This is a genomic window from Arthrobacter sp. StoSoilB5, from assembly GCF_019977235.1.
Taxonomy (GTDB): domain Bacteria; phylum Actinomycetota; class Actinomycetes; order Actinomycetales; family Micrococcaceae; genus Arthrobacter.
Genome location: NZ_AP024646.1, coordinates 1,326,803 through 1,344,345, shown reverse-complemented (window position 1 = coordinate 1,344,345; position 17,543 = coordinate 1,326,803). Strand labels below are relative to the sequence as shown.

At 63.4% G+C, this 17,543-nt stretch carries 18 protein-coding genes; 3 read left to right on the top strand and 15 right to left on the bottom strand.

Going from position 1 to position 17,543, the window contains the following annotated elements:
- The 13 genes from LDN75_RS06215 to glyA all read right to left on the bottom strand — a co-directional run bounded on the left by LDN75_RS06215 (window position 1) and on the right by glyA (window position 11,904).
- Window positions 1–1,086 carry a YihY/virulence factor BrkB family protein gene (locus tag LDN75_RS06215; RefSeq protein WP_223936284.1) on the bottom strand — a complete coding sequence of 362 codons (1,086 nt, stop codon included), beginning with the start codon at window positions 1,084–1,086 and terminating at the stop codon, window positions 1–3.
- Window positions 1,013–1,690, bottom strand: a complete 678-nt coding sequence (locus LDN75_RS06210) for a 2'-5' RNA ligase family protein (RefSeq protein ID WP_223936283.1) — start codon at window positions 1,688–1,690, stop codon at window positions 1,013–1,015. Before LDN75_RS06210 ends, LDN75_RS06215 begins: the two co-directional genes overlap by 74 nt.
- Window positions 1,691–1,694: 4 nt before the next feature.
- Window positions 1,695–2,705, bottom strand: coding sequence for a tryptophan--tRNA ligase (trpS, locus tag LDN75_RS06205; RefSeq protein WP_263422381.1), 1,011 nt, complete (start codon window positions 2,703–2,705; stop codon window positions 1,695–1,697).
- Between the two features lie 135 nt (window positions 2,706–2,840).
- Window positions 2,841–3,674, bottom strand: a complete 834-nt coding sequence (locus LDN75_RS06200) for an exodeoxyribonuclease III (RefSeq protein ID WP_223936281.1) — start codon at window positions 3,672–3,674, stop codon at window positions 2,841–2,843.
- Window positions 3,675–3,684: 10 nt separating this feature from the next.
- Complete coding sequence (locus LDN75_RS06195) at window positions 3,685–4,251, bottom strand: hypothetical protein (RefSeq protein WP_223936280.1); 567 nt, start codon at window positions 4,249–4,251, stop codon at window positions 3,685–3,687.
- A gap of 66 nt (window positions 4,252–4,317) precedes the next feature.
- On the bottom strand, window positions 4,318–5,151 hold the full coding sequence (locus LDN75_RS06190; RefSeq protein ID WP_223936279.1) for an ABC transporter permease: 834 nt from the start codon (window positions 5,149–5,151) through the stop codon (window positions 4,318–4,320).
- Window positions 5,148–5,987, bottom strand: a complete 840-nt coding sequence (locus tag LDN75_RS06185; protein ID WP_223937502.1) for an ABC transporter permease — start codon at window positions 5,985–5,987, stop codon at window positions 5,148–5,150. Before LDN75_RS06185 ends, LDN75_RS06190 begins: the two co-directional genes overlap by 4 nt.
- A gap of 57 nt (window positions 5,988–6,044) precedes the next feature.
- Window positions 6,045–6,974, bottom strand: coding sequence for an ATP-binding cassette domain-containing protein (locus LDN75_RS06180; protein ID WP_223936278.1), 930 nt, complete (start codon window positions 6,972–6,974; stop codon window positions 6,045–6,047).
- A 149-nt stretch (window positions 6,975–7,123) separates the two neighbouring features.
- The gene (locus tag LDN75_RS06175) at window positions 7,124–7,444 is read right to left on the bottom strand and encodes an SHOCT domain-containing protein (protein ID WP_223936277.1); all 321 of its coding nucleotides are present in this window, start codon (window positions 7,442–7,444) and stop codon (window positions 7,124–7,126) included.
- A gap of 150 nt (window positions 7,445–7,594) precedes the next feature.
- On the bottom strand, window positions 7,595–8,260 hold the full coding sequence (locus LDN75_RS06170) for a response regulator transcription factor (RefSeq protein ID WP_223936276.1): 666 nt from the start codon (window positions 8,258–8,260) through the stop codon (window positions 7,595–7,597).
- A complete protein-coding gene (locus LDN75_RS06165; RefSeq protein WP_223936275.1) occupies window positions 8,257–9,468 on the bottom strand; it encodes a histidine kinase in 1,212 nt (403 codons plus the stop codon). The genes LDN75_RS06170 and LDN75_RS06165 overlap by 4 nt, the downstream gene beginning before the upstream one ends.
- 106 nt (window positions 9,469–9,574) lie before the next feature.
- Window positions 9,575–10,468, bottom strand: coding sequence for a bifunctional methylenetetrahydrofolate dehydrogenase/methenyltetrahydrofolate cyclohydrolase (locus tag LDN75_RS06160; protein ID WP_223936274.1), 894 nt, complete (start codon window positions 10,466–10,468; stop codon window positions 9,575–9,577).
- A gap of 137 nt (window positions 10,469–10,605) precedes the next feature.
- On the bottom strand, window positions 10,606–11,904 hold the full coding sequence (gene glyA, locus LDN75_RS06155) for a serine hydroxymethyltransferase (protein WP_275959815.1): 1,299 nt from the start codon (window positions 11,902–11,904) through the stop codon (window positions 10,606–10,608).
- Between the two features lie 230 nt (window positions 11,905–12,134).
- Here glyA and purU point away from each other — a divergent pair, with 230 nt between their 5' ends.
- The 3 genes from purU (at window position 12,135) to LDN75_RS06140 (ending at window position 14,278) form a co-directional block, all read left to right on the top strand.
- Window positions 12,135–12,995, top strand: a complete 861-nt coding sequence (gene purU / locus LDN75_RS06150) for a formyltetrahydrofolate deformylase (protein ID WP_223936272.1) — start codon at window positions 12,135–12,137, stop codon at window positions 12,993–12,995.
- Between the two features lie 21 nt (window positions 12,996–13,016).
- Complete coding sequence (locus LDN75_RS06145) at window positions 13,017–13,682, top strand: class I SAM-dependent methyltransferase (protein ID WP_223936271.1); 666 nt, start codon at window positions 13,017–13,019, stop codon at window positions 13,680–13,682.
- Window positions 13,683–13,756: 74 nt separating this feature from the next.
- The gene (locus LDN75_RS06140) at window positions 13,757–14,278 is read left to right on the top strand and encodes a gamma carbonic anhydrase family protein (RefSeq protein ID WP_223936270.1); all 522 of its coding nucleotides are present in this window, start codon (window positions 13,757–13,759) and stop codon (window positions 14,276–14,278) included.
- A 55-nt stretch (window positions 14,279–14,333) separates the two neighbouring features.
- Here LDN75_RS06140 and LDN75_RS06135 read toward each other — a convergent pair whose 3' ends face one another.
- On the bottom strand, window positions 14,334–16,034 hold the full coding sequence (locus LDN75_RS06135; protein ID WP_223936269.1) for an NAD(P)/FAD-dependent oxidoreductase: 1,701 nt from the start codon (window positions 16,032–16,034) through the stop codon (window positions 14,334–14,336).
- Entirely contained in the window at window positions 16,034–17,518 is a 1,485-nt protein-coding gene (locus tag LDN75_RS06130) for an amino acid permease (RefSeq protein ID WP_223937501.1), read from the bottom strand. Before LDN75_RS06130 ends, LDN75_RS06135 begins: the two co-directional genes overlap by 1 nt.
- Between the last annotated feature and the right edge of the window lie 25 nt (window positions 17,519–17,543).

Below are 17,543 nucleotides of genomic sequence, written 5' to 3'. Positions count from 1 at the left end.
CTATGTCCGGGGCGTTGTTCGGCGTGAACCCAGGACCTTCTTGCGAGGCGTCTCCCCGCCTGCAGTGTCCGCCTCGCGGATAGCGGCCCACGAAGCGGAAACGAGATACACCTGGCTTACCAGGTTGAACCAGATGAGCAGGCCGATGATGATGGCGAACGAGGCGAGGACGGGGTTGTGTCCTGCCCTGGCGAGGAGTTCCGTGCTGAATAACTGAAGCACCGTGGTACCTATGCCAGCCAGCGCAACTCCTTCGATGAACGCCTGGCGCCCCAACTTGAGGCCACCTGCAATATGGAACAACACGGCCGCCGTCGCGCAGTTCAGCAGGAGGGGGACCACCACCTTGACGACGGCTGCCACGGGCGCGGCGACCGCTTCATCCAACCTGAGAAGGTCGAAGATCCAGGCAGCGGCCGTGCCAAAGACCAGGGAAGCGCCGGCACTGACTACGAGGATCACCCCAAGGAGCAGGAGCGTACCGGCGTCGATCAATTTCTGCAGGACGGGGCTGCGTTGCAGGGGGTTTGCGTCCGTCACACCCCGCAGGCCTTCCCTGACGCTGGCAATCCAGCCAAGCGACGTGAAGATGGTGACCGCTGCCGCAATGACGGCTGTCCATCCGAGACCGGAGGGATTGAGCAGCGATTGCGGGTCGACGAGTCCTTCGCCGCCATTCACTTGGAGGAGCCCCGGAGCCGCAGAGGCGACACTGCGAATGACTGCGTCTTCGAGCACCGGGTTGCCGCCCAGGACGATCCCGGCGATGGCAAAACCAGTAGTAAGGAGACCTGTGACGGAGAAGAACATGTTGAAGCCGATCCCGGCACTCAGAAGTGGCCCGTGCTGCCGGGTGTAGTTCTGGAAGGATCGCATGGCCCGGTTGGTGTTCAGCCTTGCGAGCAGGAGGGCAAAAAGGGCACCGGCCCTCTTCGGCAGGCCTTCACCGGCGCGCTTGGCGTGGCCCCAGTCCTGCCGCTTATGAAGGAGTTGAAGTTTTAGCTTGGCCAGCTCAGTTGGCAGCGGAGGATTGTCCGCCTGTGGATGTTGATTCCGCCTGCTGCGTTTTGTCAGTGTCGCCGCCAAAGTCGAGCTCTTCCCGTAGCTGCCAAATTCCATTGGTGTCGTGCTCGTAGAGTCCCATGCTAACCACTGGGAAGGTTGCCCGGTAATCTCTCAGGACCGTTTCGGCCTCGTCGAGGTTCTCCTTGGAAACATCATGGGCCACGGTGACATGCGGGTGGTAAGGGAAGGGAAGCAACCGCTCAAGCGGACCTGTCTGGAGTTTTTCGTGCAGTTGTACACACTCTTCAAAACCCTCTTCGACGTTAACGAACACCACCGGCGAAACGGGCCGGAAAGAACCAGTGCCGGAAATGGTGATGGTGAACGGTTCCTGCGAGCGGGCGACATCGCGCACGTGGTCCCGGGTGGCGGCCCAGTCCTGGGTGGGCGTGGTGGTGATAAGCGTGATGTGGGCGGGGATGACGTCAGCCATGGGATCGCCAAACGATGCCCTCCAGGCCTGCAGTTCCCGCGCGATCTCCGGTGGGAAACCGAGGATCACGCCAACGCACATGGTGTCACCGGCACCGCAATCGGTGCCGGTAACCGCGGGCTGGCGGGATTCGTCCGGACCGACGCCTTGAGGGGTACCGGTCTGGACGTTGAGCTGGCCAGCTGCGCACATGGGCTTAGCGGACTCCTTGCTCGCCGCGGTAAGCATCCCCGCGGTAGGGCAGGAAGCCCACCTTGGAGTAGACGTCCGCGAGCGTTGCCGAAGCGATCTCACGGGCTTTGTCCGCACCGTGAGCCAGGAGACGGTCAAGTTCAGCCGGATCCGCCAGGAGCTCGTTGGCACGCTCACGGATGGGTGAAAGGTGACCGGAGACGAGTTCGGCGAGGTCTACCTTGAGGTGGCCATACATCTTGCCCTGGTAATCGGCGACGATTTTCTCCACCGGAGTGCCGCTGATAGCCGAGTAAATGGTGAGCAAGTTGGAGACGCCCGGCTTGTTTTCACGGTCGTAGCGGATCTCGGTCTCAGTATCAGTGACAGCGGATTTGATGCGCTTGGCCACGGTCTTGGGGTCATCGAGCAGGTTGATGAGGCCCGCGGGTGACTCGGCAGACTTGGACATCTTGGCCGTGGGGTTCTGGAGATCGTAAATCTTTGCCGATTCCTTCTGGATGAAGGGCTCGGGCACCTGGAACGTCTCGCCGAAACGGCTGTTGAAGCGGTTGGCGAGATCCCGGCTGAGCTCCACGTGCTGGCGCTGGTCTTCGCCCACGGGTACGCCGTGCGGCTGGTAGAGCAGGATGTCTGCGGCCTGCAGGATGGGATAGGTAAAGAGGCCGACGCTGGCGTGGTCCGATCCCTGCTTCTGCGCCTTGTCCTTGAACTGGGTCATGCGGCCGGCTTCACCCATGCCCGTGATGCAGTTCAGTACCCAGGCGAGCTGGGCGTGCTCCGGAACCTGCGATTGCACGAACAGGGTGCACTTCTCCACGTCCACTCCGCCAGCGATGTACTGGGCGGCAGTGACCCTGGTGCGGCGGGCGAGTTCGGCAGGATCCTGCGGAACGGTAATGGCATGCAGATCCGGAATGAAGAATACGGCGTCGTACTCGTCCTGCATGCGGACCCAGTTGACCAGGGCGCCAAGGTAGTTGCCAAGGTGCAGGGAGTCAGCAGAGGGCTGCATACCTGAAAGGACGCGCTGCTTGGCGCCAACGGCAAGCTTGGTGGAGGTCACGGTACTCCCGCTGGGCAGTGTGGCGGCTGGGGTGCCGGTTTCAGTCGTGATGGAGCTAGTCATTGAGCAATACTTTCGTGAAGCTTAGAGCCGGTAGTCCACTACCAGCGGTGCGTGGTCTGAGAAGCGGGTGTCCCACGAAGGCGCCCGGTCCACCACAGCCGAGAACGCGGCTGCTGCAAGTCCGGGAGTAGCCAGGTGGTAGTCGATGCGCCAGCCTGTGTCAGTGTCAAAGGCCTTCCCGCGCTGGGACCACCAGGTGTAGGGGCCAGCGACATTTCCTGCCAGGCCCCTGTGGACATCCCTCCATCCGATTTCATCACCCAGGAAGCGGTCGAAATACGCGCGCTCCTCCGGCAGGAAACCGGCACGCTTAACGTTGCCTTTCCAGTTCTTGATATCGAGTTCAGTGTGTCCGACGTTGAGGTCGCCAACTACCAGCGCGTGATCGCTGTGCTTGGCGAGCTCGGGAAGGCGTGTGGTCATGGCGTCAAGGAAGCGGTACTTGTCCTCCTGCTTGGGCGTACCTGCCTCACCGGAGTGAACGTATGCGCTGACCACGGACAACGTGGAGGATTCGCCTTGGGTGTTCCTGACGGAGAAATCCGCTTCAACCCAGCGGCCCGCGGTGGCGAAGTAGTCATCGCCGATTCCCACCCGGGTGGCAGTGGGTTCCTCGCGGGAAGCAATGGCAACCCCTGCGCGACCCTTTGCCTCAGCCTCGGCGTGGAGGATGTACCAACCTTCGCCGAGCAGGGCGTTAACGATTGCATCAGGAGCGCGGACTTCCTGCAGGCAGAGGATGTCTACCTCGCGTGGCTCCAGCCATTCCGCCATGCCATTCTTGTAGGCAGCCCGAAGGCCATTGACGTTGACCGATGCGATGCGAAGGAAGTCCTTCTTCAATGCCGTACTCACCCGGTCTACTCTAGTCGATGATGGTGCCGGCCACGGGCTCGTCCGAGCCACCTGCGGACTTGATCATGTCCCGGGCGTTGGTGGCCGTGATGGCGATGGTTTCCAGTGCGCGGTTGATGGTGTCCTGGTTGGCCCCTGCCCCTTTGGCGCGTTCCTCGTCCACAACGCGGACCTGCACCTGCACGATCTTGAAGGAGTGGTCCAGCTTGAGGTCACGGACGTCGTCGGCTTGGCTGCGCTCGGCAACAACGCGGGTACCGCCGCTGTCAGCAGAGGACGACGACGGCGCGCGGCCGGTTGCCGAGTTGAAAGCGGCCTGCGCTTCGCTCAACTTCGCCCCCGCCCGCCGCGCGGCCCTGCGGATGCTGAACACCACGAAGTTTGCAAGGGCGAGCCAGCCGAAAGCCACCACCGCCACGACCCAACCCACAACATCGTTCTGGTTGGCGGCAAAAATGACGGCCACCAGGAAGGCGATGATGACCACAGTCATCCCGAGACCGCCGATGCGGAAGCCTTTGAAGAGGCCTTTGCCTGAGGAGGAAGTGGACGGGTGCGGGTCACCGAGAGATTGCATGAGTCAATTGTCGCAAACCGCGAAAGGTGCCTACGCCGCTTCCACGGATGGCGAACACAAACTCCCTCACTTGAGGAACAGTTGGCGCAGCCGTCCAGTGGTCAGCATGATCCCCAGCGCAATCATCACGAGGTAGTAGCCAACGTGAATGGCAGTCGCAGGACTGAACGAGCCCACGCTGATCTGTCGTAGCAACTCAACTCCGTGCCACAGGGGCATGGCCTGGATAAACCACTGGATGTACTGCGGGTAGACGCTGAGCGGGTAGAACGTGGCGCTGAACAGGAACATGGGCAGCAGGAAGAAATTGATCCAGTCCATCTGCTGGAACGTCTTCATGAAGCTCGTAATGCCCATGCCGAAACTCGCGAAACCAAAAGCAATCAGCACGGATGCCGGGATGACCAGGATGGCCCACCAGGTAGTGATCAGGCCCATGACCCCCATCACCGCGGTGAACCCCGTGGCATAGAGAAGGCCCCGCAACAGTGCCAGGAAGATCTCGCCCATTGCCACGTCCAGCGGGCCGAGGGATGTGTAGAGCATCCCCTGGTACAGCTTGGCGAAGTTCATCTTGAAGAAGACGTTCCACGTGGAATCGTAGATGGCGCCGTTCATGGCTGAGACCGCCAGGAGTGCCGGCGCTATGTAGGCCGCGTAGCTGATGTCCTCACCACCAGGTCCTTGCACTTCGCCCACGATTGAGCCCATGCCCACGCCCATGGCCAACAAGAAGAGCACTGGCTCGAAGAACCCGGACAACAGCACCAGCCACGTACTGGACTTGGCCGCCATGAGCCCACGCGCCACCACCGCTTTGGCATTACGGGAGTAAAGGGGACCGAATTTCCGCTCGCGTGCCACATCCGTGGCGCTGTGGCCGCCGGTCAGGATACTCATGAACCCATCCTCTTTACGAACTGGCGCCTGACCAGGAGCCAGCCGCCCGTGGCGGTTCCCAGCAGGAAAACCACATGGGCAATGGTCAACACAGGGTTCTCGTCCATGCCATAAGTGAAGACGCGTCCCAGCTCTGTTCCGTGCCACACGGGCGAAATCCAGCCGATCCAGCGGACAGCCCACGGCAACGTGTCCAGCGGGAAGAACGTCCCGGAGAACAGGAACAGGGGCATGACCACGAACCGCTGCACCAAAGCGAACTGCCCCTTGTCCTCGGTGATGCTTGCGGCGTAGGCCATCAATGGCAAGCCGAAGGACAGGGCTGCCGTGGTAGCAACCAGTGCGGCTACCCATCCCCAGGGACTTGGGGATGCCCCAAACATGGCCACCACCGCGAAGTAGATCAACGACTGAAGCAGGAACCTGAGCGTGCTGGCCATGATGTGGCCGCTCGCGATCTGCTGCGGAACCAACGGTGAAGCGTGCGGACCGTAGAAAACCCGCCGCCATTTGAAGCCGTCCGTAACCGGGTAGGAGAACTCCCCTGACGCCGTCATCACCGCCGCGGAAACCAGTAGCGCCGGTGCGACGAACTCCAAGTAGCTGACGCCGCCGAAAACGGAGTCGCTGTTCGCGTCTACCAGGCTCGCCAGCCCGACTCCCATTGCGAAGAGGTACGCCACCGGCTGGCCCACGCTGTACAGGAACACGGACCAGCCGTAATTGCGCATGACGCGAAGCACCTGTTCGGCGTAGAAAAAGGAACCCCAACGCCGCGCCCTGACCGCCGAGACGGCAGGCGAGTGTGCCCGCAACGGCTGGTCCGCCGTCGTGATTGGCCTGGCAGTACCTTCACCGAAAGGTCCCAACGGTTCCCTGGTCAATGGGGCTCCCTAGTCAATGAGGCTCCTACCAGTGAGCCGGAGGAACACGTCCTCCAGCGAAGAACGGCGCACCAAGGAAGTCATCGGGTGCAGCCCCCGTGCCGAGACCTGCTCCAGCGCCGCCTCGCCGTCATGCGTATAAATGAGTACGCGGTCAGGCAGGGTCTCGAGTCGCTCGCCAATGCCCTGGAGCTCGACGCCGATGCGCGAGTTCCGATCGGACCCGAACCTGAGTTCAAGTACTTCCCGGGAGGAATGCTCGCGGATCAGGCTGGCCGGCGATCCCTCGGCCATGATCTTGCCCTTGTCCACCACGATCAGGCGGTCGCAGAGCTGCTCTGCCTCATCCATGTAGTGGGTGGTCAGGATCAGTGTTACGCCGTTTTCCTTGAGCCTGAACAGGCGGTCCCAGAGAATGTGCCGGGCTTGCGGGTCAAGGCCCGTGGTGGGCTCGTCCAGCAGCAGGATGCGGGGTTCGTTGATGAGCGAACGGGCGATCGTCAAGCGCCGCTTCATGCCGCCGGAGAGGGCATCCACCTTGGCGTTGGCCTTGTCCGTCAGCTGCGCGAACTCCAGCAGTTCGTCGGCTTTGGGGCGCAGATAGCTCAGGGGCAGGCCGAAGTAGCGGCCGTAGACGATGAGGTTTTCGCGGACTTTGAGTTCCTGGTCGAGGTTGTCCTGCTGTGGCACCACGCCCAGATGCGCCCGGACCTCGGGGCCGTGGGATTCCGGATCCAGGCCCATGATGTTCAGCGTTCCCGACGTGCGCTGGGAGACGCCACCGATCATTTTCATGGTGGTGGACTTGCCGGCACCGTTGGGCCCGAGCAGCCCAAAGGACTCTCCCGCCGCAACGTCGAAGGAGATGTTGTCCACGGCTGTGAGCTCGCCATAGGTCTTGGTGAGGTTCCGCGCGCTGATGACGGTGGGTGGGTTCATGTCGAAGCTGGTTTGCGACGATTTCGAGTATGTTGCAGAGCCGATTGCTTCATTGTGCACCCTCAGCAGACTAGTAGCGCAACCGAATATGTGAAAGGGCTCTTGCAGATATTTTTGCAAGAGCCCTCTCGGTTGTTGGTGGCGCCATGTCAGGACGGTGGCTGCGAACGCAGGACCTCCAGGCGCTGCCGGAACTCGGTCTCGTCAATCTCGCCCCGCGCATACCGCTCGCGCAGCACACCCTCAGCGCCTTGGGTTGCCGCCCAGTGATGGTTGCGCCGCCAGGCCCGCCGGCCCACGAAAATGAACAGGAAGATCACGAGGATCCAGAACAGCGGGAACAGCAGGAAGAACGGCCAGTACGTGCCGTCTCCCCATGGACCATGCGCGACGACGGTGGCCGGCAGTTGTGCCAGCGCTCCCCCGAGCGTGGTGGTCTCCCCGACGATTGAAGTCAATGCGGTGAACATGTCAGTGATCCAAACTCTCTCCGCCGGTGCCCGGCGTGAACCGTCTTTCGGCTCTGGTTTGAGTCTGCTCGCGGGCGGTTGCTGCCGCGTCCGCCGTCGGGAGTCACTTGGTAGCAGACCCCTACTCCGTGTGGAGTGGCCGGGCGGCGGTTAGCTGCTCCAACCGGGCCGGACCAAGCCCGATTCGTAGGCGAGAACCACCAGCTGCGAGCGGTCCCTCACCATGAGCTTGGTCATGATGCGCGAAACATGGGTCTTGGCGGTCAAGGGCGTGATGAAAAGGCGCTCCGCGATCTCGGCGTTGTTCAGGCCCTCGCCCACCAGCTTCAGGACCTCGCGTTCACGATCCGTGACCTGAGCCAGTGGAACCACTTTTCCCGCGGCCCGGCTCTGCGCCGCCAACTGGGCCATGATGCGGCGGGTCACCGACGGCGAGAGGAGGGCATCGCCATCGTGGACCACCCGGACAGCGCGGATGAGTTCCTCGGGCTCGGTGTCTTTGACCAGGAATCCCGCCGCACCAGCACGGACGGCCTCGGCGATGTATTCATCGAGCTCGAACGTGGTCAGGATGATGATGCGCGTCCCGATCAGCGCCGGATCCGCGAGGATCCTACGGGTGGCGGTAAGGCCGTCGTCGTCAGGCATGCGGATGTCCATGAGGATGACGTCCGGTTTCTCGTGTGCAGCCATTCGCACGGCATCGCGGCCGGTCCCGGCTTCGGCCACCACTTCCATATCCGGCTCGGCATCCAGGAGCGCACGGAAGCCTGCCCGGATGAGGGTTTGGTCGTCGGCGAGGAGGATGCGGATCACGGGAGGTTTCCTTCAGGATTTTGGGTTATGGGCAGCACAGCTTCGACGCTCAGTCCAGGATGCAGTTCGCGCAACGTAAGCGTCCCGCCCAAGGCAGCCGCCCTCTCCCGCATCCCCATGAGTCCGTTGCCCGGAAGCGCCCCACCCATGCCCGCGCCGTCGTCGTTGACCCGTACGGTCAGCACCCCCTCACCGCTGGTGAGGCTCACGACGGCGGTTTGGGCGCCCGAGTGCCTACCCACGTTGGTCAAGGCCTCCTGGATAATCCGATAGGCGGCCTCCTGCTGGGCTGGACCGATCTGGGCTGGACCGATCTGGGCTGGACCAACCAGCGCAGGGTCCGTCCTGTCCTCAAGGCGCACCTGCAGGCCTCCCAGCTCCGCGTTCTTCACCAGTTCGGGGATCCTTGCCAGCGTTGGCCGCGCTGCCGGGCTCAGCGGGACGTCATCGCGCAGCACGCCCAGGAGTTGGCGGACCTCCATCAGGGATTCCTTGCTGGCCGCCTTGATGGCTTCCAGTGCGGGCCGGAGCTTCTCGGGATCGTCGGCGCCCACGTGGAGCGCCACCGACGCTTGGACGTTGATCATGGACAGCGAATGCGCCACGACATCGTGGATATCGCGGGCAAGGGTCAGCCGGTACTCGTCGCGCTCAGCTTGCTGGGCAGCCTCACGCCGCCGCCGGTATTCCGCGAACCGTTCACGCCGGCGTCGGAATCCCTCCCCCAGCAACACGAGGATGGCCGCCCACGCCACGCCGGCGGAGGCGCGAAGCGGCCAGTTGTTGTCCCCTGCCAAGGCTGCAGCCAGCACAACCGAAGCCGCGGCGATTCCGGCACCCATCCATGCCTGCCACCGGAGCCCGGCCGACGCCGTCAGGATGATGGACAGCGCCAAGGACAAGGCGATCGGCCCCCACGCATAGCCGAGCCACAGGTAGGTGCCCGTTGCCACCAGCGCCACGGGAAGCATGATGGCCGGCCTGCGTTTCCGGAACGCTAAAGCGGCCGGACCCGCCAGCAGCAGCAGGAAGGCGAGCGCGTCCAAAAGCCGCGGAGCATCCTGATGGCTCGCAGCAGCCAACGTCCCCACCACCTGGATCACGGCCACCGTGATGACGATGAAGCTCGTAGGTGGACCCGCAAAACGGCGTGGACCCGGTGCTCGCTGGGACCCAGGGAAACGGGGCTGCGGGAAACGGGGCTGCATACACCGAGCCTAGCTTTGGTCCGGTTGTTCGTCGTCGGGTTAACGGAGCAGGGCGCCTACTCCTGGCGGAGTAGGCGCCCTTGGCTCTGTTCTGTTCACGCAGGCGTCAGGCGATTCCTGCTGCGCGCTCGGCGCTCTCCACAACGTTGGCGAGCAGCATGGCACGGGTCATCGGACCCACGCCGCCCGGGTTCGGGGACAGCCAGGCGGCGACGTCGGCAGCTGCGGGGTCCACGTCTCCGGTGACCACAGCCTTGCCGTTACCGTCCTCCACGCGGCTGACGCCGACGTCGAGCACGATAGCGCCCGGCTTGAGGTCTTCAGCCTTGATCATGTGCGGTACGCCCGCAGCGGCAATTACGACGTCGGCCTGCTTGAGTTCCGCAGGCAGGTCAACGGTTCCTGTGTGGGCCAGGATGACGGTGGCGTTGACTTCCTTGCGAGTGAGCAGGAGGCCAATGGGGCGGCCGATGGTGACCCCGCGGCCTACTACCAGGACGCGCTTGCCCTTGAGCTCGATGCCGTGCCGGCGCATCAGTTCCACGCAGCCCTTGGGCGTGCAGGGAAGCGGAGACTTCATTTCGCCACTGACGTTGGCCACCAGGCGGCCGAGGTTCATGGGGTGCAGGCCGTCGGCGTCCTTGTTTGGATCCATGGCTTCCAGGATGACGTCCTGGTCAATGTGCTTGGGCAGCGGCAACTGAACGATGTAGCCCGTGCATTCCGGGTTCTCGTTGAGCTCGCGGACAACCTTCAGGAGGTCTTCCTGGGAGATGTCCTCGGGCAGGTCGCGGCGGATGGACTGAATGCCCACCTCTGCGCAGTCCTTGTGCTTGCCGGCGACGTACCAGGTGCTGCCGGGATCTGAACCCACCAGGATGGTACCCAGGCCGGGGACGATGCCCTTGGCTGCGAGGACGGAAACGCGTTCGGTCAGTTCTGCCTTGATGGCTGCGGCGGTGGCCTTGCCGTCAAGGATCTGTGCGGTGGACTGTGTCATTCCATCTGCTCTTTCTGGTGGGTGACCTATTTCGAAAGCCTCTTGGCAGGCTCATGCCAACGGGATCCGCCGCCGATGGGTGTGGCGGCGGATCCCGTTGGCTCCGGTTCAGTGCCCGGCAGTGCTTTATGCGTGGGTTACCACTGCTCGTGCTGCGGGTACAGCGGGAAGTCGGCGGCGAGCTTGTCCACGCGGGCCTGGAGGGCCTCGACCTCGGTAGCGGAGCCAGCCTTCAGGGCAGTAGCGATGATCTCGGCAACCTCGGTGAATTCTGCAGCACCGAATCCGCGGGTAGCCAGTGCAGGCGTACCGATGCGGAGGCCGGAGGTGACCATCGGCGGACGGGGATCGAACGGAACGGCGTTGCGGTTCACGGTGATGCCCACGGAGTGCAGGAGGTCTTCAGCCTGCTGGCCGTCCAGCTGCGAGTTACGCAGGTCAACAAGGACCAAGTGGACGTCCGTGCCGCCGGTGAGGACCGAGACGCCGGCGTCGGCGACGTCGGACTGGTTCAGGCGGTCAGCGATGATCTTGGCACCCTCGAGGACACGCTCCTGGCGCTCCTTGAATTCTTCGCTGCCTGCGATCTTGAAGGCAACGGCCTTGGCGGCGATGACGTGCATGAGCGGGCCACCCTGCTGGCCCGGGAAGACGTTGGAGTTGAGCTTCTTGGCCCACTCTTCCTTGGCCAGGATCACACCGGAACGCGGACCTGCAAGGGTCTTGTGCACGGTGGAGGTGACGACGTCGGAGTGCGGGACCGGGCTCGGGTGCAGGCCTGCTGCAACCAGTCCGGCGAAGTGTGCCATGTCCGTCCACAGGAGCGCGCCAACCTCGTCGGCGATGGAGCGGAAGGCAGCGAAGTCGAGGTGGCGCGGGTAAGCGGACCAGCCAGCGATGATGACCTGCGGCTTCTCGGCGATGGCCTGCTCGCGGAGCTTGTCCATGTCGATGCGGAAGTTGTCTTCTTCAACCTGGTACGCAGCTACGTTGTAGAGCTTGCCGGAGAAGTTCAGTTTCATGCCGTGGGTCAGGTGGCCGCCGTGTGCCAGGGAGAGGCCCAGGATCTTGTCGCCAGGGGTGATCATGGCGGACAGTGCAGCAGCGTTGGCCTGCGCACCGGAGTGCGGCTGGACGTTGGCGTACTCGGCGCCGAAAAGGGCCTTGACGCGGTCGATGGCGAGCTGCTCGGCGATGTCTACGTACTCACAACCGCCGTAGTAACGCTTGCCCGGGTAACCCTCGGCGTACTTGTTGGTCAGGACGGAGCCCTGTGCTTCCATGACGGCGCGCGGGGCGAAGTTTTCGGAGGCGATCATTTCCAGGGTGCCGCGCTGGCGGCCGAGTTCCTGGTCGAGGACTGCTGCGATCTCGGGATCGAGCTCAGCGAGCGACTGGTTGCTGACAGACGCGGAAGTGGTGGTAGGCACGGAGATCTCCTGGCTAGGCAACGGGTGGTGCTACAGGTCAGGCTACCGGCAGCAGCATTCCCGCGTCCCCTTGATTACGGAGGCATCGGTCACGTGCAAGCAGCGGTAAGACATGACCCTCGGCCCAGGCGTACGATCCGTGGTCTTCGTGATTGCCGCTCCCTGGTGGTAGCCCACCCAACGCCAGTTGCGACCCGTTAACAGTACAACAACACAGCACGGGTAGGCTTATCCGCGTGACTGACTCCGCCTCGCCTGCTGCTTTTGTTGTAACACTCTCCTGCCCCGACCGCCCCGGCATCGTCCACGCGGTAGCCGGAGCCTTGCTTGAGGCGGGCTGCAACATCGCCGATTCCCAGCAGTACGGAAGCCCCAGCACCGGCAACTTCTTCATGCGCGTGGAGGCTACGACGTCGTCTTCCCAGGACGAGCTGGCCGCCGCACTGCGGCCGGTCGCAGAGTCCTTTGGCATGACGTGGCAGATCAACCCGGTGGGCCGGAAGGTCCGTACCATCATCCTGTGTTCCAAGGATGCGCACTGCCTCAACGACCTCCTGTTCCAGCAGCGCACGGGAACCCTGCCAATCGAGGTCCCGGCGATCGTTTCGAACCACCGCGACCTTGAGGAGCTGGCGCAGTTCTACGGGATCCCGTTCCACCACATTCCCGTGACGCCGGAGACCAAGCCCCAGGCCGAGGCCGCACTCTTGAAACTGATTGCAGAGCACGACATCGAACTGACCGTCCTGGCGCGTTACATGCAGGTCCTTTCCAATGAGCTCTGCACGGAATTGAACGGCAAGGCCATTAACATCCACCACTCGTTCCTGCCTTCCTTCAAGGGTGCCAAGCCGTACCACCAGGCCCACGCGCGCGGTGTGAAGATCATCGGCGCTACGGCCCACTATGTGACGGCCGACCTCGATGAGGGCCCGATCATCGAGCAGGAAGTCATCCGCGTGGACCACGCCCGCACTGCTGCGCAGTTCGTTCAGATGGGCCGCGACGTTGAGGGCCGCACGCTTGCCCAGGCAGTCCAGTGGCACGCAGAACACCGCGTGCTTTTGGATGGCACCCGGACCGTGGTGTTCAACTAAGGCCACCCCTAAGCTGGGGGTATGCAGGGCATCCCCGAAGCCGACCATGAGGCTGACCTCGCAGTTTTCTACGACCGCCAAGCTCCCATCCCCAGCACCCGCGCACTGACGCCGCACCGCATCGAGTGCCGGGAATGGTTCATCCGGCTGCTCAAGGATGAGCACCGGCACTCGGTGTTCGAGCTCGGCTGTGGCACCGGGGTGGAAGGCCTGGAGTTCGTCCGTTCCGGCCTCCACTACACCGGCGTGGACCTCTCGTCAGAGAGCGTTCACGTGGCGCGCTCGGCAGGGCTCGAAGCTACCGTCGCCAGTGGTCGCCAGTTGCCGTTCCCCGATTCGGTGTTCTCGGCCGTTTGGACCATGAGCACGCTGCTGCATGTCCCCAACAGCAGAATCCACGACGTCGTCAGCGAACTCGTGCGGGTCAGCGCGGCTGGTGCGCCAATCGCCGTCGGGCTTTGGTCTGGTGAAGACGTGGAGGTTTACAACCCCGAGGACCTGGATGAACCTCGCCGTTTCTTCAGCCGCCGCAGTGACGAGACCGTGCGGCGGATCTTCGGCGAGCACGGCTCGATTGAGCATTTCCGGACCTGGCCCGAGGGCACCGCCCTGGAGTCCGGTCCGGGAGCGGGCAACTGGACGCAGCACTACCAATTCCTGGTCCTGCGAACCCCCTCACCCAACTAAGTCGCATTTGTGCGCGTTTTGAGCACTCATAACGCGCTCAACTGCTACGTAGTTGGGGAACTATGCTGGGGCTCATGGCTCCCTCTTACACATTTGCCGGGGACACCCCGGCCATCCATGAATCTGCCTTCGTGGCACCAACCGCATCGATCATCGGCAAGGCCACCTTGGCCGAGGACTCCAGCGCCTTCTATGGTGTGTCCGTGCGCGCAGATACGGCCGCCATCAGTGTCGGCGCCGGATCGAACCTGCAGGACAACGTGGTCCTGCATGCCGACCCCGGCTTCCCCTGCACCGTAGGCGAGCGCGTAAGCGTAGGCCACAGCGCCGTGGTCCACGGCTGCACTGTGGAGGACGACTGCCTCATCGGCATGAGCGCCACCATCCTCAACGGCGCAGTGATCGGCACGGGCTCGCTCATTGCAGCCGGCGCCGTTGTCCTGGAAGGCACGGTTATTCCCCCGCGCTCACTCGTGGCCGGAGTCCCCGCCAAGGTTCGCCGCGAACTGACCGACGAAGAGTTCGACGGCGTCAAGCACAACGCCGCCCACTACAAGGAGCTCGCCGCGGCGCACCGGGAAATGCACGCGTCCTAACGACAATGCGGGGCCTGCGATTGGTTTGGGACGCAGGGCAGGCCCCGCAACGCATCTAGTCCAGGCTGATCGGGCCGAACTCGTCCAGCAGGTCGCCCGGACCCGGGTTGCTTGCAACAGAGGATCCACCCAAGTGGTTCACCACACCCCACACGGCGTTCAGGCCCGTGGTCACGGCGCCCTCGGCCCAGCCAGCGGTGAAGGAAACGTCGTCGCCGGCGAGGAAGATGCCACGCTGGCTCTCCGGCAGCTCATCTTGCTTGAAATGTGTGAAGAGCCGCTGCTGGTACCGGTAATGCCCCGGCAGGTTGGCTTTGAAGGCACCCATGAAGTTGGGGTCTGCTTCCCAGGACACGGTGATCGGCTGCCCCACGATGTGGCTGGCGATGTCCACGCCCGGGTAGATCTGCTCCAACGAATGCAACATGAGCTTGACGCGTTCCTCAGCAGTGAGGGCAAGCCATTTCAGCGCGTCATCGTTCCATGTATAGGACAGGAGGATGACGGCGGGCTTGTCAGGGCCGTCGTCGAGCAAGTATGTGGCCCGGTTGAGGCGGTCGGTGAGAGTCATGGACAGGACTTCCCGCCCGGTCTCGGGATCGATGTCCTTCCAGAACGGCCGATCCACCATCACGAACGTCTTGGACGACTGCATGTAGTGCGAGCGCTCGATCGCCGTCCACAGCTCGGCCGGGAACAGCGCCTCCTCGGTGTGGATCCGCGTGGACAGCAGCCACGACTGGCACGTGGTCACCACCGCTTCGTAGGTGGCCTCGCGTCCCCAGTTTTCGCGGACTACCAGGTCCCCGTTATCCGCCCGGCGAATATTGTCCACGGCTCCGCGCGGCGAGCCAGAGTGCAGCGACGCCAGCGAGGTGCCTTGCGGCCAGTACTTAAGGTCCGACGGCGCGTGGTTCCACAATGCCTCGGGGAGCCTTTGCGCTCCTCCCGCTATGAGCCGGTGCTGGTCGTCTGCGTCGGTGTAGACAACCCGGAGGATCTCCAGGATGGAGTTGGGGAAATCGGTGTCCCAGCCACCGGTGCCGAAGCCCACCTGGCCGAAGGCTTCGCGGTGGGCGAAGCCGGCCTCCTTGAAGGACTTGCTGGCTGCGATGAATCCGTAGAACGTCTGCTCGTCCAGTTCGGGCAGGAGGGCGTTCCAGAGTTCCTTGATCCGTTTGGTATCACGGGCCTTGATGGCTTCCTGCATTTGCGCGAAAGCAGCGCCATCGTTGATGGCAGCCTTCCAGGCGTCGGCCACTTCGCGGAAGAATTCCGGTAGCTCGTCCGCCGTGGTGGCGTAGTGCTTCTTGCCGGCGAGTTCGATCACCGTGCTGGACGTCGCCGGGGCCATCGGGTTGGGGAAGTCATGCGTTTCCAGCCCAAGCAGGTCCACGTAGTGGTAGAAGGCCTTGCCGGAAACCGGGAAGCGCATGCCACCAAGGTCTGCCACTACACCGGGAGCGGATGGGAAGCTGGCGGTCCTCAGCCGGCCACCGATCTGGTCGGCCTCGTAGATGACAGGCTTGAGGCCGAGCTTCATCAGCTCATAGGCCGTGACGAGCCCGGAAAGGCCTGCACCGATGACGGCGACTTCCGTGCCGTAGCGGTCTTCCGGGAGGACGCCGAGCCCGTCCGGGTGCGCGAGGTAATGGTCGTAGCTGAACGGGAAGTCCGGGTTCAGCATGGTGATGGGGGCTTCAGCGGCCTCGCCGGCAGGGGCTTCAACGAGGGGTAGTTCGGTGGCGATGGTCATCAGTTTGCGGCCTTCACGGGTTCCGGGCTCACGGCCCTGGTGGTGGTCAGTTCACGGTAGTCCTGATCGCTGAGCGCGGCTACCTTGGAATTCCGGCGTCCATAGCCGAAGTAGATGGCGATGCCCACGAGCATCCAGACCCCGAAGGTGATCCAGGTATCGGCGCCGAGGTTGAGCATCAGGAAAGCACACATGAGCGTGCCCAGGATCGGAGTGATCGGGTACAGGGGGACCTTGAAGCTGCGGTCAAGGTCAGGGCGGTTCCGCCGCAGATAGATCACGGCGACGTTGACCAGCGCGAAGGCAAAGAGCGTGCCGATGCTGGTGGCGTCTGCCAACGCACCCAGCGGGACCAAGCCGGCGGTGAGTGCGACGGCGGTACCTACTATCAGGGTTCCGGCAACTGGCGTGCCGGTGCGGCGGGAGACGCGGCCAAAGACCTTGGGCACCATGCCGTCGCGGGACATCGATAGCAGGATGCGGGTCTGGCCGTAAAGCACCGTCAGCACGATGCTGGCGATGGCAAGCACTGCACCGGCAGAGAAGACCAGCGCGATCCAGGGCTGGCCGGTGATCTCGTGCAGAATCTGGACCAGGGCAGCTTCCGTGCCATCGAACCAGCCCCAGGGACGGGCACCGATGGCGGCAACGGAAACCAGGACATAGATGCTGGTGACAATCACCATGGAGAGCATGATGGCGCGGGGCAGGTCCCGCTTGGGGTTCCTGGCTTCCTCGCCAGCGGTGGAGGCGGCATCGAACCCGATGTAGGAGAAGAACACGCTTGACGCTGCAGCAGAGACACCGGCTGCGCCCATGGGCATGAGGGGCTCGAAGTTGCCGGCGTTGAAGGCTGTGAAAGCCACTGCGCAGAAGAAGATCAGGATGCCCACCTTGATGATGACGATCGCGGTGTTGATCCATGCACTTTCACGGGCGCCCCGTACCAGCAGGATCATGGCAAGAACCACGATCACCATGGCGGGAATATTCACCACCCCACCATCGCCCGGGGGCTGGCTCATGGCCTCGGGCAGGACCTGTCCAAACGCAGCCAAGGTCTCGTTGACGTACTGGCCCGCGCCTACAGCTACAGCTGCCACGGAGACCGCGTATTCCAGCACCAGGCACCAGCCGCAGATCCAGGCCATGCCCTCGCCCATGGTGGCGTAAGAGTAGGAGTAGCTGGAACCTGCCACCGGGACCAGCCCGGCCATTTCCGCGTAGGACACGGCCGAGAAAAGCGCAGCCAAACCAGCGATCACGAAGGAGATCCAGATGGCCGGACCTGCCAGCGGCACGGACTCCCCAAGGATCACCAGGATGCCGGTGCCCAGTGTTGCTCCGACGCTGATCATGGTCAACTGCAGGACGCCGAAGCTGCGTACCAGCGGGGTGCCGCCTTCGCCGGTTCCGGCCTCGCTGGCCATCTGCCCGATCGGCTTGCGGCGCAGGAGTTGGGCACCGAGGCTTGGCCTGGCCATGCTCGTCGCCGTTGAGTTTTGAGTG